This window comes from Streptomyces sp. NPDC093225 (genome assembly GCF_044753805.1).
Taxonomy (GTDB): Bacteria; Actinomycetota; Actinomycetes; order Streptomycetales; family Streptomycetaceae; genus Streptomyces.
In genome coordinates this window covers 199,657-222,468 of sequence record NZ_JBIVNX010000006.1, presented here as the reverse complement: position 1 = coordinate 222,468, position 22,812 = coordinate 199,657, and the positions used below count along the sequence as shown (strand labels likewise).

The following is a 22,812-nucleotide window of genomic DNA, read 5'->3' as shown; positions in this document are numbered from 1 at the left end:
GTTACTCACGATCGGACGGCCCGCGGATTACGTTCCTTTACGTCTTGGCGGCACGCTTCCGGTCATGTGAATCTTTTCCTCGTCGCCGGCACAACGACCGAATCGAATCCGCAGGAATCGTGAAAGGAGTGTTCACATGGCACTCGACCCGCAGCAGCGCGCTGAGTTCGTGAACGCCTACACCCGCGTTCTCATCAGCTCCTGGTCCGACGAGGCGTTCGCCGCCAAGCTCCGCTCGGAGCCGCGCACCGCGCTCGCCGAGTCCGGCATCGAGCTCCCCGCCGACGCCCAGGTCGTCATCGTGACCGAGGCGCCCGAGGGCCACGAGGAGGGCAACCTGGACGTCCAGGTCAACCTCTGGGAGCAGGGTCTGGCCACCGGCCGCTACGAGTTCCACATCCCGGCCAGCCCGACGGTCGACGCCGCCGAGCTGAGCGAGGGCGACCTGTCCGACGTCGCCGCCGGTTGCAACTACTGCTGCTGCCCCTGCTGCTGCTGCACCTGATCGGCGCCCCGCAAACATTCCCACTTCGCTGGAGCGTTCCATGCCCACTGCGCAGACGGCGCATCCGGTTTCCGTCCGCGGACTTTCCAAGCACTACGGTGACGTGCGGGCCGTGCGCGACATAAGCCTCGATATCCATCAGGGCGAGGTGTTCGCACTGCTCGGGCCGAACGGCGCGGGAAAGACCACGACCGTCGACATTCTGACGGGCGTGCAGCGGCGCACCGGTGGAGATGTGCGGGTCCTCGGCCAAGACCCGGCCGAGGACCCGCGGGAATGGCGGGCGAGAATAGGCGTCGTACCCCAGACGACCGGCGCCTACGCGGACCTCACCGTGAAAGAGGTCGTCAGGCATTTCGCCGCGATGTACCCGGCCCCGCTGCCGGTCGGCGAAGTGCTGGACATGGTGGGCCTCGGGGCCCTCCACAACCGGCAGGCCACGGCGCTCTCCGGCGGCCAGCAGCGCCGCCTGGACGTCGCGGTCGGCGTGATCGGCGATCCCGAGCTGATCTTCCTGGACGAGCCGACCACGGGCCTGGACCCGGTGGCCCGGCGCGAGGCCTGGGAGCTGGTCCGCTACTTCGCCGACCGCGGCCGTACGACCGTACTGACCACCCACTACCTCGACGAGGCCGAGGAACTGGCCCAGCGCGCCGGTGTCGTCATCGGCGGCCGGCTCGTCGAGTGCGGCCCCCTGGAGTCCCTCGGCGGCCGCGACCGCACCCCGGCCACCATCACGTTCCGCCGCTGCGAGGCCCTCGCGGACCGCGCCCTGCCGCCGCTGCCCCCGGGCACCGAGGTCGTGCCGGCCGGGAGGGTCACCGTCACGCTGCGCACCGCCGCGCCGTCGCGGGCCCTGGAGGTCCTGCTGCCCTGGGCGCGCGAGGCGGGCGCGCCCGAGCTCGCCGAGCTGCGCGTGCACCGGCCCACCCTCGAAGACATCTACCTGCACCTGATCGACAGGGAGAACAGGGAGACCGCCGCATGACCGTGACCGACGCCGTAGAGCCGGTGAAGCCGGCGGACCTCCGGCCGGCCGGACCCGCTCCCACCATCGTGGTCGTGAGGCCCCCCGCGCGCGGCGCCCGGGCGCTGCTGCGCGCCTGCGCGGCGCGCTCGTCCGTCGAGCTGCGCGCCTTCTTCCGCAACAAGCAGTCGCTCGTCTTCACCCTCTTCTTCCCGGTGATCCTGCTCCTCGTCTTCGGCTCGATCTTCGAGGGCAAGGTCGAGGGCACGAACGTCGACTTCCGCCAGGTCTTCATGGCCGGCGTGATCGCCGCCGGCGTCATGAGCACCGCGTTCTCGGGCCTGGCCATCAACGTGGCCATCGAGCGCGACACGGGCACGGTCCGCCGCCTGGCGCTGACCCCGATGCCCAAGTCCGCCTACTTCGTGGGCAAGCTGGTCCGCGTCGTGGTCACCACCGTCCTCGAGACGGTGCTGCTCATCGGCATCGCCGTGGCCGCCTTCGACCTGCCGCTGCCGTCCACCGCGGAACGGTGGAGCACGCTGGTCTGGTGCCTCGCGCTGGGTACGGCGGCCTGCGCGCTCGCCGGGACGGCGTACAGCGCCGTGATCCCCAACAGCCGGTCCGCCGCGGCGGTGGTGACCCCGGTCTTCATGGTCCTGCAGTTCATCTCCGGCGTCTTCTACCCCTTCGACAAGCTGCCGCTGTGGATGCAGAACACCGCCGCCCTGTTCCCCGTCAAGTGGATGGCGCAGGGCTTCCGTTCGGTGTTCCTGCCGGACTCCTTCACGGCGGTGGAGCCGGCCGGCTCCTGGGAGCTGGGGCGCATCGCGCTGGTGCTCGCGGCCTGGGCCGTGGGCGGTCTGCTGGCCACGATGCTGACGTTCGGCTGGCGCGGACCGCGGGTGCGCTGAGACCCCGCGCGCGGGTGGAGACCGCGCGCGGAGGACCGCGCGCCGACAAGGAGAACGCCTACATGACCAAGCCGACCGGGCTGCCCGCCCACCTGGCGCACCCCTTCAGCCCCGCCGGGCGGGTCGACCCGTACCCGGCGTACGACTGGCTGCGCGCCCACGAGCCCGTGCACCGCGACCCGATGACCGGCATGTGGCTGGTCACCGGGTACGAGGACTGCACGGCGCTGCTCAAGGACCCGGCCTTCTCCGCGGCCGCCGGGCAGCGCGAGCGGTCCCGGGACGACGACCTGCCGGTGTCCATGCTGACCACCGACGGCGCCGACCACGCCCGGCTGCGCGCCCCCGGCTCGCTGCTGCTCGGCACGGCCGCACTGGCCTCCGTCGCCGACGGCATCGCCGCCGACGCCGACGCCCTGCTGGAGCGGGCCGCCGCGCGCGGGGTGCTCGGCGACGCCGTCGAGGAGCTCGGCGCGCCGCTGGCCACCGCCGTCCTGGCCCGCCTGTTCGGCCTGGGCCCGCAGGACCACGGCACGCTGGCCCAGCTGGCCCGCGCCGCCTCGGTCAACCTCGACCCGCTCGCCCCGCCGCACGTCGCCCGCCTGGGCCGGGCCGCGATGGGCGAGCTGACGCGTTTCCTCGACGCGCACACCGACGCCCTCGTCGCCCGGGGCGCCGACGACAGCCCGCTCGCCCGACTGGCCGCCGACCCCCGGCTGACCCGCCGCGAGATGCTCGGCATCCTCGGCCTGGCCGTCGTCGGCGGGTGGCAGCCGCTCGCCGAGGCCGTCGGGAACGCCCTGTACTGGCTGCTGCCCCGCCCCGAGGCGCGCGAGGCGCTGCGCGCCGGCGGCCCGGACGCGGCCGAGACGGCCGTGGACGAGCTGCTGCGCCTGGAGGCGCCGATCCCGTTCACCGCCCGCGTCACCGTCCGCGACGCCGAGCTCCCGGGCGGCCGGATCCCCGCCGGGCAGCGGGTGCTGGCGGTGCTCGCCGCAGCCAACCGGGACCCCGCCGTCTTCGCCGATCCCGACGCCCTCGTGTGGGACCGCACCCCCAACCCGCACCTCGCCTTCGGCGGCGGCCCGCACTTCTGCCTCGCCGCCCGTCTGGTCAAGCAGTCCGGCGGGATCCTGCTCGGCCGCATCGTGCACCGCTTCCCCGAGGCGGCCCTGGCCGGCCCCGAGCCGCGCTGGGCCCCGACCCTCATCCCGCGCCGGCTCACCCGCCTGGGCCTGGACCTGGGTACGGACGCCAAGGCCACCGACTCGCCCGCGGCCGCCCCGACCCCGACCCCGACCGCGGCCGCCGCCCCGCCCGTGGACGCCCCGGAGGCCGCCCGTGCCTGACGTCGTCGTGATCGGGGCCGGGATCGCCGGCCTGGCCTGTGCCGCCCGGCTGGCGGAGGCCGGCACCGACGCCCTCGTCCTCGAGGCCCGGCCCCGCATCGGCGGCCGGATCCGCACGTTCCGCCCGGCCGACGGCGGGCCCGCCCTCGAACTCGGGGCGCAGATCGTCCACGGGGACCGCAACCCCGCCCACACCGTGCTCGGCCCGCAGCCCGCCGCCCCGCGCCCGGAGGCGGCGTACGTCGTGGCGGGCCGCGTCGCCCGCCCGATGGGCGCCCTCGCCCGCGGCGGTCACCCACCCTGGCTGCTGGAGGCCCGGCTCGCCGGCTACGCCCCGCAGCCGGCACGGGCCCCGGCCACCGGTGCCCCGCAGCCGCCGGCCCACGACGCCCCGCTGCCGGCGCCGGGCCCGACCGTCGGCGCCTGGCTGGCCGCCAGCGGCGCAGCCCCGGCCGAGGTGGCCACCGCGCGCGAGTGGGTCCGCCAGACCTGGGCCGCCGACCCCGACCGGCTCTCCGCCGCCGAGGTCGCCGCCGCCGTGCGCCAGGACCCCGGGGGCCGCGGCGAGTTCACCGTGCCCGGCGGACTGGACCTGCTGCCGGCCCGGCTCGCCGAGGGGCTGCGGGTGCGCACCGCCAGCCCCGTCCGCCGGATCGAGGCGGCCGCCGACGGGGCCGGCGTGCGACTGCTCACCGAGGACGGCGAGCTGACCGCGGGCCGCGTGGTCGTCGCCGTACCGCCCGCCGTGGTGGCCGGCGGGCTGCTCGGCATCGCCGGGCTCGGCCCGGAGCGGAGCGCCGCGGCCCGGACCCTGGCGCCCGGCGACGGCTTCTGCGCCGTGGTCACCCTGGACCGGCCCGCCCCCGAGACCGCCTCCGTCTTCGACGCCGACGGCGTCGGCGGGTTCCTCTCGTGCCGGCGCGGCCGGCCCGAGGTGCTGGTCGTCGCCAAGGACGCGGCCGCCGCGTGCGTCCGCGAGGCGGTCGGCTCCGCGACCCACCTCGGCGCGCTGCTGGCGGTGGCGCTGCCCTGGACGGCGGGGGCGGAGGTGCTCGGCGCCGAGACGGCCGACTGGGCGGCCGACCCCTACAGCGGTGGCGCCTTCTGCGCCCCGCGGCCCGGTGCGGTCCGGGCGGCCGGGGAGTGGGCGCGACCGCTGGACGGGCGGGTGTTCTTCGCGGGCGAGGCCGCGGCGACCGGCCGGGCGCTGCCCTGGCTGCAGGGGGCGTACGCCGACGGGCGGCGCGCCGCGGAAGAGGTTCTGGAAGCAAGGAAGTAGCGAGATGAACGTGCACTCGGGGTGGTACCTGGCCGCCTTCGCGTCCGAACTGGACGGCGAGGTGGTCCCGTTGGACATCGGTACGCGGCGGCTGGTGGCCGTGCGCGGCGCGGACGGGGAGCTGCGGGCGTACGACGCCGACTGCCCGCACCGGGGCGCGCACCTCGGCCACGGCGGCCGCGTGGAGCGCGGTTGCCTGGTCTGCCCGTTCCACGGCCGGCGCATCGGGCTCGGGGAGCCCGCGGGGGAGGGCAGCCGGCCCTGGGTGCGCGAGCACGAGGTGGTCGTGTGCGGCGACGCGGTGTTCGTGCGGCTGACCGACGGTCCCGAGGACGACCGCGGCATGCGGGCGCTGCTCAAGGAGCTGTCCGCGACCAAGCCGCTGGTCAAGGCCGTGGAGCAGCCGGTCGCCGCGGCCGCGGACCTGATCGTGGAGAACGCCTTCGACACGGATCACTTCACCGCGCTGCACAAGGTCCACCGGGTGCGCGGGATGCACCACCGCGCGGGTGCGCACGGCGAGCTGGTGATGGACGGCGAGTTCCCGATGCCGGCCTCGCCGTGGCGCGGCAAGGCCGCGGGGCAGGGGCAGGTCGCCGCGCCGTCGTACGTACCCCGCTTCCACGCGCGGGCGTTCAGCCCGGCCGTCGTGGTCACCGAGTTCGGGCCGAGCAGCGAGGTGCACGTCATCGTCACCGGTGCGGTGCCCGACGGGCGCGGCGGCTGCGTCGCGCGCGTCGCGGTGGGCGTGGGCGAGGGCCGCGAGGACCAGCTGCCGATGCTGATCGCCGGCAGCCGGCGGGCGCTGGCCGAGGACGTCGTCGTCTGGGAGCACCTCAACCCCCGCGTGACGCCCCGCTACGACGCCGCGGACGCGGCCGTGGTCGCGTACCGGGAGTTCTGCGCGGGCTTCACCGAGCTCGACCCGCAGGAGGCGTCGTGACGTGCCACGCATCCCGAGAGCCGCTGCCGGGCGAGCGCACCGGGGAGTGCGCGGGCCTGCGCACGTACGCGTACGGAACCGGCCCCACCGTGCTGTGGGTGCACGGCTACACCATGGACGCCACCCTCTGGCGTCCCCTGTGGCGCCTGCTGCCCGGCCTGCGCCACGTCGGCGTCGACCTCCCCGGTCACGGCGGCTCCGCGCCGCTGCGCCCCGGCACCACCCTGCCCGAGGTCGCGGAACAGGTGGCGGAGGTGGCCCGGGCCGAGGGGGCCCGGCGCTGGGTGGGCCTGTCCTTCGGCTCCACCGTCGTCCTCCAGATGGCCCTCGCGCGGCCGGACGCGGTCGACCGCCTCGTCCTCGGCGCGCCCACGCCGGCCGGCGGCCCGCCCGACCCGGCAGCGCGCAAGCGCTACATCGAGCTGCTCATGCTGCGCCGGATGCGCGGCGCGGCCGCCGCCGAGCAGCTGGCCGACCTGTGGATGGCCGCACCCCCGGACATCTTCAAGGGGACCGAGGACCACCCCGAACTCCGCGCGGAGATACGGGAGGTGGTGGCGCGTCACTCCTGGGCCGAGCTCTCCGACGGGTCGATGGCCGGACTCAGCGCCCACGTGCACACGGAGGACGCCCTGGCGGCCGTCACCGCTCGTACGTTCGTACTGACGGGCAGCGACGACATGCCCGTGTTCCACGCCAACGCCGCGATGTTGTCCCGCGTGCTCCCCGCATGCGTGGCTCAACTCGTACCTAGCGCAGGGCACTTGCCTCTACTAGAACAGCCATGGACCGTTGCCGCGCCACTGCTCGACCACCTTTCGGCGCCCCGGACCGACGACGGGCAACCGGTCGAACGCGCGCCCGTATAAAGTGATCAACCTAAGCAAAACGGGGGGCTGGGGGGACATGCCGGTATTTGCGCTGGAGTTCTTTGGGGCGATCCTCCAAGTGATGGGGGTGGTGGAGCAGGCCGACCTGTCGTTCTTCTTCGGACCCCATCTCTTGGAAGAAGGGGCGGGACTCGAACGGGCGGCACTCGTCGTGCATTTCGCCCAGCGGACCGGTTCGGGGGCCACCGGAAACGAGGTGCGGGTCGTCGACGGCGAGGGCCGACTGCTGCGCCGACTGCCCTACCACGGCATCGGCGGGATCCCGCCGGTGCTGCCGCCCTTCGCCGCCATGAACCAGCGCTACGCCGTCGTCCAGGCCGCCGTACTGACCCGGAAGGACAGCGTCGTCGCGCTCGTCGGCGGTATCGGCTCGCCCCGCAACTCGGTGGCCCTCGCCCTCGGCGGGCGCGGCTGGCGCATGGTCTCCGCGCAGTACCTGGTCGTCGACCGCGTCACCGGCCACACCCTGCCCTTCCAGCTGCCGCTCGCGCTGCGCGGCCCCGCCCTGGAGACGGCCCGCGCCGCCGGCCTCGTCGACGGCTCGCCCGACGTGCGGCCCGCCCGGTCGCCGCTGACCGGTGACTTCGTCCGGGTCCGCCCCGAGCGGCTGATCGAGACCGTGGGCATCGGGGAGCGGCTGGGCCCGGCCACGCTGGTGCGGCTGTGCACCACCGGCGGCCAGCGGTGCCACCTGGAGGAGCGGGACTTCGCCCTCTCGGTGTGGCCGCCCGACGCCGGCGCCGATCCCGCGTTCGCCGTCGCCCCGCGCCTGCGCCTGCTGCTGCCCGAGTCCGGCGGGGCCGAGGAGGCCGCCGACCTGCTCGACGACCGACTGACCGTGCTCACGAAGGGAGCCGTGCCGTGCCCCGCCGTACCGCCTACACCGAGGGAACGCCCTGCTGGGTCGACCACGTGGGGGTCGACCCCACCGGTGCAAAGGACTTCTACGCTGCTGTCTTCGGCTGGGAGTTCCGACGCGAGGGCGGCCGCGGCTACCACCTGATCCTGCTCGGCGGCGAGATCGTCGGGGGCCTCGGGCCGAGCCCGGCGGGCCCCCGGTTCGGCTCGGCGTGGAGCGTGTACCTCGCGGCCAAGGACCTCGACGCGGCCGGGCGGCGGGCCGAGCAGCACGGTGCCCGCCTCCTGGTCCGGGCCGTCCCGGCGGGCGGGAACGGCCGGCTCAGCCTCGCCGTCGACCCGGTCGGCGCCCCCTTCGGGCTCTGGCAGGGCGCCCATGACGAGGGCGTGGTCCTCGTCGACGAGCCCGGCGCCCTGACCGGCGCCGCCCTGCAGACCCCCCGGCCGGAGGAGTCGGCCGCCTTCTATCACGGGGTGAGCGGTACGCACCCGGCGACCGAGCGGGCGGACGCACCGCGCTGGGTGCCGAGCTTCGGGGTGACCGACGTCGGCGCCTTCGAGGACCTCGCCCGGGCCGCGGGCGCCCGGAGCCCGGCGCCCGGCCTGCTCGCCGACCCCTGGGGCGCGGCGTTCGCCGTGACGGAGCTCCCCGCCGCCGGTTAAGCATGCGGCGGGATACGTAATTCCGTTACTGCGCATCTCCGCCTGTTCATCCGAACTCACCTACCGTGCAAGGGTTTCTCCCGGAAGAAAAACCCCCGCTGCGACGAATTCCCCGGCCGACCCGGCCGCGCGGAATGCGGCGGATTCCACCGGGGGAACGGGTGGGGAAAGGTGAACCGATGGCATCCGAGATCGTGGTCATGGGCGGCGGGCCGGCAGGCTCGATCGCCGCGGCGCTGCTGGCCCGGCAGGGCGCGCGCGTGAAACTGCTGGAGCGCGCGCATTTCCCCCGCTACCACATCGGGGAATCCGTGGCGACCTCCTGCCGCTCCATCATCGAACTGGCCGGCGCCCTCGACAAGGTGGCCGAGCGCGGCTACATGGTCAAGGAGGGCCTCCTGCTGCGCTGGGGCGCCGAGCGCGACTGGGTGGTGGACTGGCCCGAGATCTTCGGCACCACCGCCCAGACCTCCTGGCAGGTCGACCGCGCGGACTTCGACGAGGTCCTGCTGCGGCACGCCGCCTCCCAGGGCGTCGAGGTCATCGAGGGCGCCCAGGCCCGCAAGGTGCTCTTCGAGGACGGCCGCGCCGCGGGCGTGGAGTGGACCCACGAGGGCCAGGAGCACACCACCCGCGCCGACCACGTCATCGACGCCACCGGCCGCGCCGGCCTGATCTCCGTGCGCCACCTCGCCAACCGCACCCCGCACGACGTGTTCCGCAACGTCGCGGTCTGGGGCTACTACAAGGGCGGCGAGCTGCTGCCCCGCACCCCCAAGGGCGGGATCAACGTCATCTCCGCGCCCGAGGGCTGGTACTGGGTCATCCCGCTGGCCGACGACGTGTACAGCGTCGGCTTCGTGACCCACCAGGACCACTTCCTCAAGCGCAAGCAGCGGTACGCGGACATGGAGTCCCTGTTCCTCGACGCGGTGCAGGAGTCGGAGACCGTTCGCGACCTGGTGGCGCACGGCGAGTTCCAGCACGACGTCCGGGTCGAGCAGGACTTCTCGTACACGGCGGAGAGCTTCTGCGGGCCCGGCTACTTCCTCGCCGGCGACTCCGCCTGCTTCCTCGACCCGCTGCTGTCCACCGGCGTCCACCTCGCCATGTACAGCGGGATGCTGGCGGCCGCCTCGATCCTCGCGCAGGACGCGGGCGAGGTGACCGAGGAGGAGGCGCTGTCCTTCTACGAGTCGCTCTACCGCAACGCGTACGCCCGCATGTTCTCGATGGTGGCCGGCTTCTACGAGCAGTACCGCGGCAAGTCCACGTACTTCTGGCTCGCCCAGCGGCTCGCCCGCGGCCGCCACCCGGAGCTGATGAACCAGCGCCCCGCCCCCGAGCCGATGCGCTCCGCGCCCGACAGCGAGGCCTTCGCCGCGCTCACGGCCGGCGTCCTCGACCTCGACGACGCGGCGCGGGCGGGCGGCGCGACGCCGCTGCCGCAGGACGTGCTGGCCGCCCGGATGTCCCGGCAGCACGACCTCGACAGCCACGACGCGGCCACCGGGCTGTACCTGAAGACCACTCCGCGGCTGGGCATCGGCCGGGCCGGCCGGGCCGCGGAGACGGCGCACGCCTGAGCCCCCGAGGGCGGTGCGCACGGGTGGGCGGGGCCGCAAGGCCCCGCCCACGACCGGATCGGGGGGCGTCGGCGTACGTCCCCCCACGGGAGAACGGAGCATCCGGACCCCATGCGATCAGACCAGTACCTCCACCTCCTCGCCGAGCGCCCCGGCGAGCTCGTGCCGGCTGTGGATGCCGAGCTTGCGGTAGATGCGGCCCAGGTGCGTGTCGACCGTGCGCTTGCTGAGGAACAGCTTCTCGGCGACCTCCAGGCTGGAGCAGCCGCGTACGACGAGCCCGGCCACCCGCAGCTCCGCGGGGCTGAGCAGGGTCCGCTCCGGCGCCGGGGCGGCGGGCCGGTCCGTGCCGGCCGGCTCCTGCGGCGCGCCGTTCAGGATGGTCTCGGCGGCCGAGACCTCGCCGAGCGCAAGGTACGACTGCGCGGCCTGCGCCCGCCACGTCACGCACGCGGGATTGGTGATGCCGCGCAGCGCGAGCCGGTGCCCGCAGTCCAGGAACAGCCCCACCGCCTCGGCGTGCCGGCCGCGAGCCGCGGCGACCGTGCCGTGCGCCTGCAGCGAGAGGGCCTTGATGAACGGGTGGGCGTCCCCGGCCGACGGTTCGTCGGCCAGCAGCGCCGCCGCCTCGCCGACCTTGCCCAGCACCACCAGGGCGCGGGCGGCGCTCGAAACCGCCGCGCAGGCCAGTGCCGACGTGCCCAGCCGACGGGCCAGCCGCAGTGCGGTCTCGGCGTCGGCGAGCGCGGAGGTCGCCTCGCCCCTCCGGTGGTGGATCTCGCCGCAGATCAGGTGGCCCAGCAGCACGCTGGCCAGGTCGTCGGCCGCCCGCGCGGTGCTGATCAGCCGGTCGGCCAGGACGGCCGCCACGCCGAGGTCGCCGGTCCAGGTCAGTGCCAGCGCGGCGCCCACCAGGCCGGCCGTCGTGGCGGGCGCCGCCCCGTCGGCCGCGCTGCTGGGGCCGGCCGCGACCCGGTGGGCCATCCGGCGGGCGGTGCCGAAGCGGCCGCTGGCCGCCGCGGCCGCGGCGAGCGCCCCGCCGAAGGAGAGCGCGGCCGTGTCCCAGGGGACGCCGGCGGCCAGTCGGGCAGCCCGGCGCAGCCCCGCCCGGTGCCCGGTCAGCAGGCTCTGGGCGGTCAGCCGCAGCAGGTGCTCGCGCGGCGGCGCGGCCAGCGCGGCCAGCTCGCCGCAGACCCGGACGAAGGGCTGGGCGCCCTCGACGCGGGCGACCAGCGCGGGGGAGGCGAGCCGGGCCAGCGCCTCGGCTCGCCGGACCGGGCCGAGCGGGCTGTCGGCGGCCGCCGAGGCCTGCCGGACGCAGGCGTCCAGGTCGCGGTGCAGCTCGACGGCCCCGAGCCGCACGGTCAGGTCGAGAAACGATTCAGCACGCTCCTGCGCGTCCTCGTCGGCGCCGTCGCCCGGCTCGTCCAGCAGGGCCAGCGCCCGCCGCAGGTAGCGGGCCGCGGACTCGTGGTCGCCGACGCCGGCCGCCTGGGCGCCCGCGCCGCGCAGCACGTCGAGCCCCCACCCGCAGCCCGCCTTGAGCAGGTGCTCCGCGGTCTGCCGGGCCGGCGCGCCCAGGCGGGCCAGGACGGCGGCCGCCCGCCCGTGCAGCTCCAGCCGCTCGTGGGCGGGCACCCGGGCCAGGACCGCCGGCCGTACCGCGCAGTGCGCGAACCGGGCGGCCGGGCCGGCCTCCAGGAGCCCGGCCCGGACGAGCGTCTCGCGGGCCTGCTGCTCGTGCACCTCGCCGCGCTGCGAGAGCGCCCCGCACACGGCCGGGTCGGTGTCGGGCCCGAGCACGGCCAGCTGGGTCAGCAGCTCGCTCGCGGCCGGGTCGTCCTCGTCGAGCCAGGCCAGCACGGTCTCCGACAGCGCCTGCGAGCCGATCGGCAGCACCTGGTCCGGGTCGGGTGCGCCCGGCGGCACGTGCGTACGGCGCAGCCGCGTCACCAGGTCGTGCAGGACCAGCGGGTTGCCGTGCGCGAGGGTGTGGCAGAGCGCGGCCAGCTCCTGGTCGACCGGGCTGTCGAAGGAGCGGTCCACCAGTTCGGTCGTGCAGGTCTCGCACAGCGGCTCCGGCCACAGGCGCAGCAGGTACGGCAGCGGGCCGAGCTCGTCCGTCACCTGCGCGGCGGCGCTGGCGGGCAGCGTGGCCACCAGCAGGACCGGCAGGTCGTCCAGCCGGCGCGCGATGTAGGAGAACCAGCGCAGCGAGGGCTCGTCGGCGTAGATCAGGTCGTCGACGAGGATGGCCACCGGCCGGTCCACGGCCAGCGAACGGGTCGCGCGCAGCAGCGTCAGCAGCGCCTCGTGGGTGGGCCGGCCCTCCTGCTCGGGACCGGGTACGGGCGCCTCGCCGCCGACGGCTCCGCCGAGCACCGGGTCGAAGAGCTGGCTCACCATGCTGTACGGGAACTGGCTCTCGCTGGGATGGCAGCGCGCCCGCAGGACCAGGGTGTGAGGGGGAAGCATCCCGGGAATGGCGTTCAGCAAAGCGGACTTGCCGATACCGCGCGTCCCGTGCACGGTGGCCACGGTCGGGCGTCCCAGGGCGAGTTCGTCAACGGCCTCCCGGAGAAGTGCTGTCTCACGTTCACGGTGGTACAGGTCCCCGTTGGGTGAATGCATTGGGTCAATGTCGCATTCCGTAGGGTGCAGATCAAGCCAATGGACGTGACCTCGGGCTCTGTTGGTTCCCGCGGTAACCCTGGTAGCCGGACTGTTCAACTCCGCACCATCCGCCGTACGCCCGACAGCTTCTCGATACGTACGAATCGCGGCCTCCCGGTACGTATTTCAGGGTTGCTCTGCGTATCAGGTGAAGCATTTACCCCCGGCTGTCCCCGTGTTTGGGTGGGGAGCGTGATGCCACGTCAGGGCTGATCGTGAGAACAGAGGGGGACAGATGGAAAAGCCGCGGCTCAAGGCCCATTTCCACGTCGAGGTGCTGGACGGGGAGCGGGTCTTCCTCTATGCGGAGGGCCAGGACTACCTGGTGCCCGGCAAGGCGGCCGCGGCGGTGGTGCCGTACCTCGACGGACGGCACACCGTCATGGAGATCGTGCAGGCGCTGGCCGGCACGCTGCCCATCCCCGCCGTGTTCCAGGCGATCACCCGCTTCAAGGCCGCCGGGCACCTGGCCGAGGGCCGTCCGGACCTGCCGGAGGGCACCCTCGCCTACTGGGACGCCCTCGGCATCGACCCCGCCGCCACCCTCGGCACCGCCCCGGTCACCGTCTCCGCGGCGCCCGGCGTGGACCCCGAGCCGGTCCTCGCCGCGGTGCGCGCGCTCGGACTGGCCGCCCGTACCGGCGCGTTCGACGAGGTCCCCGAGGAGGGCGTGGCCGTCGTCCTCGTCGACGACTACCTCGACCCGGCGCTCGAGCGCCGCAACGAGCTCCAGCTGGCCGCCGCCCGGCCCTGGCTGCTGGCCCGCACCGGCGGCGTCGCCCCCTGGATCGGCCCCTTCCTCGACCCGGACCACACCGGCTGCTGGTCCTGCCTGGCCCAGCGCCTGTCCGGCAACCGGCAGTTGGAGCGCTACCTGGCCGGCAAGCGCGGCGAGACCGTGCCCCGCCACCCGGCCCTCGCCGGCATCGCGGCCGGCCCGCTGGCCGCCGCCGGCCTCATCGCCGCCGAGGCCGCGCGCATCGCCGCCACCGGCGAACCCGGCGCCCTGTGCGGGCAGATGGTCACCCTCGACCTCGCCACCCTGACCACCGAGCGCCACCGGCTGATCCGCCAGCCGCAGTGCCGCTCCTGCGGCAACCCCGCCCTGGTCAGCGAGCGCAGCCCGAAGATCGTCCTGGCGCCGGAGGAGGCCCGCCACACCAGCGACGGCGGCTACCGCGTCACCAGCCCCGAGGCCACCCTGGCCCGCCTGGAGAAGCACATCAGCCCCTACCTGGGCGCCATCACCAAGCTGACGTCGCACACCCCCGAGAACAACACGCTGACCTACAGCTTCGCGGCCGGCCACAACTTCGCGATGGTCAACGACAGCATGGACCTGCTGCGCCGCAACCTGCGCGGCCAGAGCGGCGGCAAGGGCCGCTCCGAGATCCAGGCCAAGGTCAGCGCCGTCTGCGAGGCCATCGAGCGCTACGTCGGCGTCTGGCGCGGCGACGAGCCCGTGCTGCGCGCCGCCTACCAGGACCTCGACCCGAAGTCGGCCGTCCACCCCAGCCGCCTGCTGCACTTCTCCGAGGCGCAGGTCGCCGGCCGCGAGCAGTGGAACCAGGACCCCGCCAACCGGCTGCACAAGGTCCCGGACCCGTTCCCCGAGGACGCCGCGATCGACTGGACCCGCGGCTGGTCGCTCACCCACGACGAGGAGCGCCTGGTCCCGGCCGCCTACTCCTGGTACGGCCACCCGGACCTGAAGGACCACTTCTTCTGCATCGCCGACTCCAACGGCAGCGCCGCCGGCAACACCCTCGAGGAAGCGATCCTGCAGGGCCTGTGCGAGCTGACCGAGCGCGACGCCGTCGCCCTGTGGTGGTACAACCGGCTGCGCCGCCCCGCCTTCGACATGGACTCGCTCCAGGACCCGTACGTCGACCAGCTGCGCGCCTACTACGACGCCCAGGACCGCGACCTGTGGATGATGGACCTCAGCTTCGACCTCGGGATGCCGGTGTACGTCGCCGCCTCCCGGCGCCGCCACAGCGTCGAGGACGTCATGGTCGGCTTCGGTGCCCACCCCGACCCGCGCGTCGCCGCCTTCCGGGCCCTCACCGAGCTCAACCAGTTCCTGCCGATGATCGAGAACCGCGACGCCGACGGGAACACCGCCTACCTCGTCGACGACCTCGAGACCATGACCTGGCTGAAGGAGGCCACGGTCGAGAAGGAGCCCTGGCTCCTGCCCGACCCGGACCTGCCCGCCACCAAGGTCGGTCCGCCGGCCGGCTTCGACCTCGCCGCCCGCATCCGCGACCAGGTCGACCGCATCAGGGAGGCCGGCTCCGAGGTCATCGTCATCGACCAGACCCGCCCCGACCTCGAACTCAACGTCGTCAAGGTGATCGCCCCCGGCCTGCGCCACTTCTGGCGCCGGGTCGGTCCCGGCCGGCTGTACGACGCCCCGGTCCGTCTCGGGATCCTCGACGAGCCCACCGCCGAGGCCGACCTGAACAGCTGGAACGTCTTCTTCTAAAGGCGCCCCACCACCCGTCCGACCCGCGGGCCAGGGCTTGCACGCACTCGCCCTGGCCCGCGCCCCTACCCCAGGGCTGGAGCCATGACCAGTACGACCATCAACCCGGGCGGGGCGCCGGAGACCGCTGCCGGCGCGTACACCCTCACCAGCCGGCTGGCCCGGGGCGCGGCCTTCGAGGACGGCCGCATCACCACCCGCTCCGGCGGCTCCGTGGCCCTGAAGCTCACGCCGGGCGCGACCGCCGCGCTGCACGCCCTCGCCAAGGACGACCAGGACGAGGCCGCGGTCACCGCCCACGTCGTGGCCCACGACGGCGAAACGGGCCTGCTGCGCTGGCAGATGCTGCGCGCCCGGCTGGAGGCGGCCGGCCTGCTGGAGCACGCCGTGACCGGCCCCGACGGCTCGACCTTCGCCCGCCTGGTCACCGTGGGCCGCGGCGGCACCACCCTCAGGCCCGCCCCGCGGGGCCCCGTACGCGTCAGCCGGCACGCGCTCCTCCTGCCCGCCGACGGCACCCTCGCCCTGCGCGCCCCCGGCAGCCCGCTCGCCGTGGAACTCGGCACCGCGGCCGCCGCACTGCTCCCGGCCCTGACCACCTGGACCGACCCGGCCGACCGGGTCCCCGCGCCGCTGCTGCGGCTGCTGGCCACGGCCGGCGCCCTGGCGCCCGGAGGCCCCGACGCCGATCCCGAGGCCGAGGACCGCGGCAGCCTCCAGTGGGACCCGCTCGACCGGGCCTTCCACGCCCGCACCCGCACCCCCGCCAGCGCCCCCGGCTACGGCGGTACGTACCCGCTCGGCGACCGCTTCGCCCCCGAGCCGGTGGCGGCGCCCGTCGGCGACGGACCCCGCGTCGCACTGCCCGTACCCGACCTCGAGGAGATCGTCTCCCGGGACCTCACCCTGACCGAGGCCATCGAGCGGCGCACCTCCGTCCGCGCCCACGACCCCGCGGCCCCGATCACCCTCGCCCAGCTCGCCGAGCTGCTCTACCGGACCGTCCGCATCCGCTCCACCTTCACCGGCAGCGACGGCCAGGAGCTCGCGGACCGCCCGCTGCCCAGCGGCGGAGCCGTCCACGAGCTGGAGGTCTACCCGCTGGTGACCCGGTGCGAGGGCCTGGAGCCGGGGCTCTACCGCTACGCGCCCGACCGCCACGAGCTGGAGCTGGTCGCCGCCCCGGGCCCGGCCACCGGCGCCCTCGTCAAGGAAGCCCGCGACGCGACGATGATGCAGGACGACCCGCAGGTCGTCCTGCTGGTCGCGGCCCGCTTCGGCCGCGTCATGTGGAAGTACGAGACGGTCGCCTACCCGCTCGTGCTCAAGCACGTCGGCGTGCTCTACCAGACCGTCTACCTCGTCGCCACGGCCATGGGCCTGGCGGTGTGCGGCCTCGGCGGCGGCGACACCGCCGCGTTCGCCGCCGCGAGCGGCCGCGACCCGCTGCTGGAGGGCACCGTCGGCGAACTCGTCCTCGGCAGCAGGCCACCCGCCGAGCCCGCCGGGGGCACTCCCGCGCAGACCACCACCGAGGGCAGCAGACCCTCCATCGACGACTGACGGCAGGAAGAGGGGGGAAGCACCGTGAAGTTCCGCTACCAGGCGCTGCAGCGCAAGCGCGAGCCCGACGAGCTCGACGCCGCCGTGATGCTCGCGGCACCACGCGGCTGGATCGCCGTCTTCGTCGTCCTCATCGTCATGGCCGGCGCCGTCGGCTGGGCCCTGGTGGCCCGGCTCGACGTCACCGTCGACGCACCGGGCGTGCTCACCCACCCCGGCGGCACCAGCCAGGTGCAGAGCCCGTACACCGGCATGGCCAAGGAGCTGCTGGTGCGCCCCGCCGAGGAGGTCAAGGCCGGCCAGGCCATCGCCCGCCTCACCGACCCGGCCGGACAGGTCCGCACGATCACCAGTCCGTTCACCGGCAAGGTCATCAGCGCCCCGCTCAACACCGGCCAGTACGTCCGCACCGGCGCCACCGTCGCCACCGTCGAGCGCACCGACCTGCCCGAAGACCGCCTCGTGGCCCTGGTGTTCGTACCGGCCGAACGGGCGGCCCGGCTGGTGCCCGGCCGGCCCGTCGACCTGTCGGTGTCCACCGCGCCCCCGGCCGCCTTCGGCCTGCTGCGCGGCCGCGTCACCAGCGTCGACCCCTACCCGCTCACCCGCGAGGCCCTCGCCGCCATCGTCGGCGGCGACCTGGCGGTCGACAACTTCGACCACGGCCAGGCCCCCCGCCTCGTCACCGTCGACCTGATCCCCGACGCGGACTCCGCCTCCGGCTACGCCTGGAGCTCCGCCAAGACCCCGCCGGTCCGGCTCGGCTCGCAGACCACCGTGTCCGCCTCGATCGAACTGCGCAGCCAGTCGCCCTTCGACCTGGTGCTGGGGCGCTGAGCCCATGAGCGACACGAAGACCCGGCCCGCCGAGACGACCTCCCGCCGCGAGGCCCGCCGCCGCAAGCGGGGTGCGGCCCGCACCCGCCGCTGGGCCCGCCGGCGCGCGCACCGCGTGCCCACCGTCCTCCAGATGGAGTCGGTGGAGTGCGGGGCCGCCAGCCTGTCGATGATCCTCGCCCACTACGGCCGGCACGTCCCTCTGGAGGAGCTGCGCGCCCTGTGCGGCGTCTCCCGGGACGGCGCCAAGGCCAGCTCCGTGCTGGCCGCCGCCCGCTCCTTCGGGATGGTCGCCCGCGGCTTCCAGGCCGAGACCGACCAGCTCGCCGAGAAGCTCCGGACCGGCCCGGTCATCATCTTCTGGGCCTTCCAGCACTTCATGGTCGTCGAGGGCATCACCACCCGCTTCGGCCGCACCCAGGTCGCCGTCAACGACCCGGCCGCCGGCCCCCGGCTGATGGAGTGGTCCGAGTTCGACTCCGGCTACACCGGCATCGTCCTCACCTTCGAACCCGGCCCCGACTTCACCCGCGGCGGCCGCCGCAGCTCCACCGCGGCGGCCCTCGTCGACCGCCGCCTGCCCTCCGGGCGGGCGCTCCCGCTGGTCCTGCTGGCCAGCCTGCTCCTGGTCGTACCGGGCATCATCGGCGCCGCGTACTCCCGGGTCTTCGTCGACCGGGTGCTCACCTCGGACTCGCCCACGGCCGTGCTGCCGCTGGCCGCCGCGATGGCCGTCACCGCCCTGATGGTCTTCGTCCTGACCTCCGTGCAGCAGCACTACCTGCTGCGCATGGAGATCCGCACCGGCCTGGTGGCCTCCGCACGGTTCTTCCGACACCTGCTGCGGCTGCCCATCGAGTTCTTCCTGCAACGCCGCCCGGCCGAGGTGGCCAAACGCGTGGCGAGCAACGACACCGTCGCGATGATCCTCTCCCGCGACGTCGCCGCCACCACCATCAACCTCGTCCTGGTCGTCTTCTACGGCGGCCTGATGATCCGCTACGACGTCCTGCTCGGCGTCCTCGGCCTGTCCACCGCCGCCCTCAACGTCCTGGTCCTGCAACTCGTCGCCCGCTCCCGCAAGGACGCCGTCGACGCGCTGCGCGCCGACCGCGGCAACCTCGTCGGCACCACCTTCGCCACCCTCTCCACCATCGAGTCCGTCAAGGCCACCGGCGCCGAGCCCGACGCCTTCACCCGCTGGGCCGGCTTCCTCGCCAAGGTCACCACCGCGCAGCAGCGCCTCGGTCAGACCACGGCGGTCCTGACCGTGCTGCCGCCCCTGCTGGCCGTGGTCAACATCGGCGTCCTGCTGCTCGTCGGCGGTCTGCGGGTGGCCGACGGCGCGCTGAGCATCGGCATCCTCGTCACCTTCCAGACCCTGCTCGCCGCCCTCAGCCGCCCGGTCACCCAGCTCACCAACCTGGGCAGCCGCCTGCAGGACATGAACGCCGACCTCAAGCGCATCCACGACGTCGAGAAGTACCCGCAGGCCCGCTGCTTCGAGCCCGGCCTCGAGCGCCCCGACGACGACGCCCCGGTGGGCCGGCTCGGCGGCGAACTCGCCCTGCGCGACGTGACCTTCGGCTACGGCCCGCTGGCCGACCCGGTCGTCACCGGCCTCACCCTCACCGTCAGCCCCGGCTCGCGCACCGCGATCGTCGGCGGCTCCGGCAGCGGCAAGTCCACCGTCGGCCGCCTCGTGACCGGCCTGTACGAGCCGCGCTCCGGCCAGGTGCTGATCAGCGGCCGGCCCCGCGACGAGGTGCCCCGCACCGTCCTCGCGGCCTCCATGGCGTACGTCGACCAGGACGTGGCCCTGTTCGCCGGCACCGTGCGCGACAACCTGACCCTGTGGGACGACACCGTCCCCGACGAGGTCGTCCTCGCCGCCCTCCAGGACGCCGCGGTCTTCGACGAGGTCATGTCCCGCCCCGGCGGCCTCAACGCCCGCGTGTGGGAGCACGGCAGCAACTTCAGCGGCGGCCAGCGCCAGCGCCTGGAACTGGCCCGCGCGCTCGCGGCCCGCCCCACGCTGCTCGTCCTCGACGAGGCCACCAGCGCCCTCGACCCGGCCACCGAGCGCACCGTCATGGACAACCTGCGCCGCCGCGGCTGCGCCTGCCTGATCATCGCCCACCGGCTGTCCACCGTCCGCGACGCCGACGAGATCATCGTCCTCGACCGCGGCACGATCGCCGAACGCGGCAGCCACGACGAACTCCTCGCCGCCCAGGGCCCCTACGCCGCGCTGTTCGAGTCCAGCCGCTCCGAGGAGAAGGACACACTATGACGACGCCCCTCGCCGCGGCCGCGCCGGCGCGGACCGTGTGCCTCGACGACCCCGGGACCCTGCTGTACGTGGAGTCGGGTGCGGCCGACCTGTTCGCCGTGGACCGCGGCGCCGACGAGGCGGCGGCCCCGGGCTGCGAGGTGGACGAGGGCCACGGCCGGCGCTACTTCCTGTGCCGGGCCGAGGCCGGGATGCTGGTGGTCTGCGGCACGGCGGACGACAGCCGGCACACGGTCGTCGCCCGCCCCGTCCTCGACGCCCGCCTCACCACCCTGCCGCTGTCCCTGCTCGACGAGGTCCGGCAGGGCCGGGCCACCCTGCCCCAGCCCGCCACCGGCGGCGCCGGACTCGACCACGCCCGCGTCCTCGACGGTCTGACCGCCGGACTCACCGCCCTCGCCGAGGCACTGCCCGGCGCCCTGCCGCCCCGCCAGTTCACCTCGCTGGCCACCACCGGCAGCACGGAGCTCGACGCCGGCGGCGTCGCCCGTTCCGTGGACGGCGTGCGCTTCGTGCGCGTGGAGTCCGGCCTGCTCGAGCAGGGCGACCCGGCCACCGAGGGCGGCGCCCCCGGCGCCGACGCGGACGCCGGCACGGGCGCACTGGCCCCGGTCGGCCCCGGCGCCGAGCTGGTGCTCACCGAAGGGGACTGGCTGCGGGCCCGGGAGACCTCCCGGCTGGCCACCGCCTCCCTGCTGGACGTCTACCGGCAGGGCCGGCTGACCGCCGCGCTCGCCGAGCACGCGGCCCGGCTGCGCGCCACCGTCGACCACCGCATCGCCCACCACCGGGCCCGCGAACGCGCGGAGCTGGCCGCCCGCCGGGACCAGGACGGCAAGGTTCTCGCCCTGGCCGTCCGCAGCTTCGACGCGGTCCTGCACGACACCGGTACCCGGGTGCGGCTCGCCGACGTCGCCGCCGACCCGCCGCTGCTCGCCGCGGTGCGCCTGGTCGCCTCCCGCCAGGGCTTCTCCGTCCGGCCGCCGGTCCGCGGCCGGGGCCGCGGCCGCGTCGTGGACGACCTGCGCGCCATCGCCCTGGCCTCCGGCTTCCGCACCCGCGGCATCCGGCTGGAGGGCCGCTGGTGGACCGGCGACCTCGGTCCGCTCCTCGGCTACCACGTCACGGGCCGGCCGGTCGCGGTGCTACCGCTCGGCCACGGGTACGTCATGGTCGACGACGGCGAGGTCGTCCCGCTCACCGCCGAGACCGCGGCCCGGCTGCGGAACACGGCCGTGGCCCTGTACCGGCCGCTGCCCGACAAGGTGCGCGACGTCCGCGGCCTGCTGCGGTTCGGCTTCTCGCCGTCCCTCGGGCACGGCCGGGACCTGGCCCGGTTCGCCGCCACCGGCGTGCTGGTCGCCCTGCTGGGGCTGATCATCCCGGTGATGACCGGCAAGGTGCTCGCCGAGTTCGTCGCCGACGCCGACCGCAACCTGATCGTGCAGGGCTCGCTCGTCGTCATCGGCTCCGGCCTGGTGACGGCCGCACTGTCCGTCGTGCAGAACCTCGCGGTGCTCCGCCTGGAGAGCCGCTCGGGCGCCGCCATGCAGGCCGGCCTGTGGAACAGGCTGCTGTCCCTGCCCGCCGCGTTCTTCACCCGCTACTCCACCGGCGAGCTGGGCACCACCGTGCTCGGTGTCACCGCGGCCCAGGAGCTGCTCTCCGGCATGCTCACCACGGCCACCCTCGCGCTGCTGACGGGCCTGGCCAACCTGGTGCTGGTCTTCTGCTACGACCTGACGCTGGCCTTCGTCGCCACCGGCCTGACCGCCGTCGGCATCGGGTTCGCCGCGGTGGCCGGCCGGCTCCAACTGCGCTGGGCGAGGCGCGAGTACGTGCACGAGCAGGCCATGTCCGCGATGGTCTTCCAGATGCTCACCGCCATGCCGAAGCTGCGGGTGGCGGCGGCCGAGGAGCGCGCGTTCGCCGAGTGGACCCGGCTGGCCGCCCGCGGCCACGGCCTGTCGGCGCGGGTGCGCCGGGTGCAGAACTCCGTGACCACCTTCAACGCCGGTTTCCCGCTGGTGTGTTCGGCCGTGGTGTTCGCGGTGACGGCGGGGCCGCTGCACGGCGAGGTGCCGCTCGCCACGTTCCTGCCGTTCTTCGCGGCCTTCAACCTGCTGCTCTCGGCGGGCCTGCAGTTCACCGCCTCCGCGGTCACCGCGGTGGGCACCGTGCCCATGCTGGAGCGGCTCGCGCCGATCCTCGAGGCGGAGCCGGAGAACGACGGCACCAAGGTCGACCCCGGCGACCTGTCCGGCCGCATCAAGGTCTCGCACCTGTCGTTCCGGTACGGCCAGGACGGCCCGGTCGTCCTCGACGACATCAGCCTCAGCGTGCACCCGGGCGAGTTCGTGGCCGTCGTCGGGGCCTCGGGCAGCGGAAAGTCCACCCTGCTGCGGCTGCTGCTGGGCTTCGAGTCCCCGCTGTCCGGCAGCGTCCTGTACGACGGCCAGGACCTCGCGGAGCTCGACGTCTCGGCGGTGCGCCGGCAGTGCGGCGTGGTGCTCCAGAACGGCGCGCTGCAGGCCGGCGACATCCTCGCCAACATCGTCGGCACCAGCGGCCACACCCTCGACGACGCATGGGCGGCGGCCGAGATGACCGGCCTCGCCGACGACATCCGGGCCATGCCGATGGGCATGAACACCGTCCTGTCGGAGGGCACCAACACCCTCTCCGGCGGGCAGCGCCAGCGCCTGATGATCGCGCGGGCCCTGGTGGCCCGGCCCCGCATGGTCTTCTTCGACGAGGCGACCAGCGCCCTCGACAACCCCACGCAGGGCCTGGTCGCCGAGAGCACCCGGCGGCTGAACGCCACCCGGGTCGTCATCGCGCACCGGCTGTCCACCGTCGTCGACGCCGACCGCATCGTCGTCATGGACCGCGGCAGGATCGTCCAGCAGGGCACGTACGAGGAGCTGATCGCGGACGCCGACGGTGTCTTCGCACGTCTGGCGGGGCCTCAGATGTCGTGACCGGCAAGGTAGTCGGCGGCATC

The 22,812-nt window shown here is 74.6% G+C and carries 16 protein-coding genes; 15 read left to right on the top strand and 1 reads right to left on the bottom strand.

Annotated elements, in window-relative coordinates:
- Positions 1–136 precede the first annotated feature (136 nt).
- The 10 genes from ACIQCH_RS09000 to ACIQCH_RS08955 all read left to right on the top strand — a co-directional run bounded on the left by ACIQCH_RS09000 (position 137) and on the right by ACIQCH_RS08955 (position 9,954).
- Positions 137–505, top strand: a complete 369-nt coding sequence (locus ACIQCH_RS09000) for a hypothetical protein (RefSeq protein WP_030206962.1) — start codon at positions 137–139, stop codon at positions 503–505.
- 40 nt (positions 506–545) lie between these two features.
- Entirely contained in the window at positions 546–1,493 is a 948-nt protein-coding gene (locus tag ACIQCH_RS08995; protein ID WP_402579492.1) for an ABC transporter ATP-binding protein, read from the top strand.
- Positions 1,490–2,386 (top strand): ABC transporter permease, encoded by an 897-nt coding sequence (locus ACIQCH_RS08990; protein WP_402579490.1) that lies wholly within the window; start codon positions 1,490–1,492, stop codon positions 2,384–2,386. Before ACIQCH_RS08995 ends, ACIQCH_RS08990 begins: the two co-directional genes overlap by 4 nt.
- A 62-nt stretch (positions 2,387–2,448) precedes the next feature.
- On the top strand, positions 2,449–3,735 hold the full coding sequence (locus tag ACIQCH_RS08985; protein ID WP_402579488.1) for a cytochrome P450: 1,287 nt from the start codon (positions 2,449–2,451) through the stop codon (positions 3,733–3,735).
- Positions 3,728–5,014, top strand: coding sequence for a flavin monoamine oxidase family protein (locus ACIQCH_RS08980; RefSeq protein ID WP_402579486.1), 1,287 nt, complete (start codon positions 3,728–3,730; stop codon positions 5,012–5,014). Before ACIQCH_RS08985 ends, ACIQCH_RS08980 begins: the two co-directional genes overlap by 8 nt.
- A gap of 4 nt (positions 5,015–5,018) precedes the next feature.
- Complete coding sequence (locus ACIQCH_RS08975) at positions 5,019–5,957, top strand: Rieske 2Fe-2S domain-containing protein (protein WP_402579484.1); 939 nt, start codon at positions 5,019–5,021, stop codon at positions 5,955–5,957.
- Entirely contained in the window at positions 5,954–6,826 is an 873-nt protein-coding gene (locus ACIQCH_RS08970; RefSeq protein WP_402579482.1) for an alpha/beta fold hydrolase, read from the top strand. The genes ACIQCH_RS08975 and ACIQCH_RS08970 overlap by 4 nt, the downstream gene beginning before the upstream one ends.
- Positions 6,827–6,908: 82 nt before the next feature.
- Complete coding sequence (locus ACIQCH_RS08965) at positions 6,909–7,850, top strand: hypothetical protein (RefSeq protein ID WP_402579480.1); 942 nt, start codon at positions 6,909–6,911, stop codon at positions 7,848–7,850.
- A complete protein-coding gene (locus ACIQCH_RS08960; protein ID WP_402579478.1) occupies positions 7,760–8,368 on the top strand; it encodes a VOC family protein in 609 nt (202 codons plus the stop codon). Before ACIQCH_RS08965 ends, ACIQCH_RS08960 begins: the two co-directional genes overlap by 91 nt.
- Positions 8,369–8,547: 179 nt before the next feature.
- Positions 8,548–9,954 (top strand): NAD(P)/FAD-dependent oxidoreductase, encoded by a 1,407-nt coding sequence (locus tag ACIQCH_RS08955; protein ID WP_402579476.1) that lies wholly within the window; start codon positions 8,548–8,550, stop codon positions 9,952–9,954.
- Positions 9,955–10,071: 117 nt separating this feature from the next.
- On the opposite strand, the gene ACIQCH_RS08950 is transcribed toward ACIQCH_RS08955, so the two are convergent.
- Positions 10,072–12,585 (bottom strand): AAA family ATPase, encoded by a 2,514-nt coding sequence (locus ACIQCH_RS08950; protein ID WP_402579474.1) that lies wholly within the window; start codon positions 12,583–12,585, stop codon positions 10,072–10,074.
- A 277-nt stretch (positions 12,586–12,862) separates the two neighbouring features.
- Here ACIQCH_RS08950 and ACIQCH_RS08945 point away from each other — a divergent pair, with 277 nt between their 5' ends.
- From ACIQCH_RS08945 to ACIQCH_RS08925, 5 genes are all read left to right on the top strand, one after another.
- Positions 12,863–15,115 carry a TOMM precursor leader peptide-binding protein gene (locus ACIQCH_RS08945; RefSeq protein WP_402579472.1) on the top strand — a complete coding sequence of 751 codons (2,253 nt, stop codon included), beginning with the start codon at positions 12,863–12,865 and terminating at the stop codon, positions 15,113–15,115.
- Positions 15,116–15,199: 84 nt separating this feature from the next.
- Positions 15,200–16,678, top strand: coding sequence for a SagB family peptide dehydrogenase (locus ACIQCH_RS08940; protein ID WP_402579470.1), 1,479 nt, complete (start codon positions 15,200–15,202; stop codon positions 16,676–16,678).
- A gap of 24 nt (positions 16,679–16,702) precedes the next feature.
- Positions 16,703–17,515: an HlyD family efflux transporter periplasmic adaptor subunit gene (locus ACIQCH_RS08935; RefSeq protein ID WP_402579468.1), complete on the top strand. Its 813-nt coding sequence runs from the start codon at positions 16,703–16,705 to the stop codon at positions 17,513–17,515.
- A 4-nt stretch (positions 17,516–17,519) separates the two neighbouring features.
- A complete protein-coding gene (locus ACIQCH_RS08930) occupies positions 17,520–19,808 on the top strand; it encodes an NHLP family bacteriocin export ABC transporter peptidase/permease/ATPase subunit (RefSeq protein ID WP_402579466.1) in 2,289 nt (762 codons plus the stop codon).
- Positions 19,805–22,789 (top strand): NHLP bacteriocin export ABC transporter permease/ATPase subunit, encoded by a 2,985-nt coding sequence (locus ACIQCH_RS08925; RefSeq protein WP_402579464.1) that lies wholly within the window; start codon positions 19,805–19,807, stop codon positions 22,787–22,789. The genes ACIQCH_RS08930 and ACIQCH_RS08925 overlap by 4 nt, the downstream gene beginning before the upstream one ends.
- The last annotated feature ends 23 nt before the right edge of the window (positions 22,790–22,812 follow it).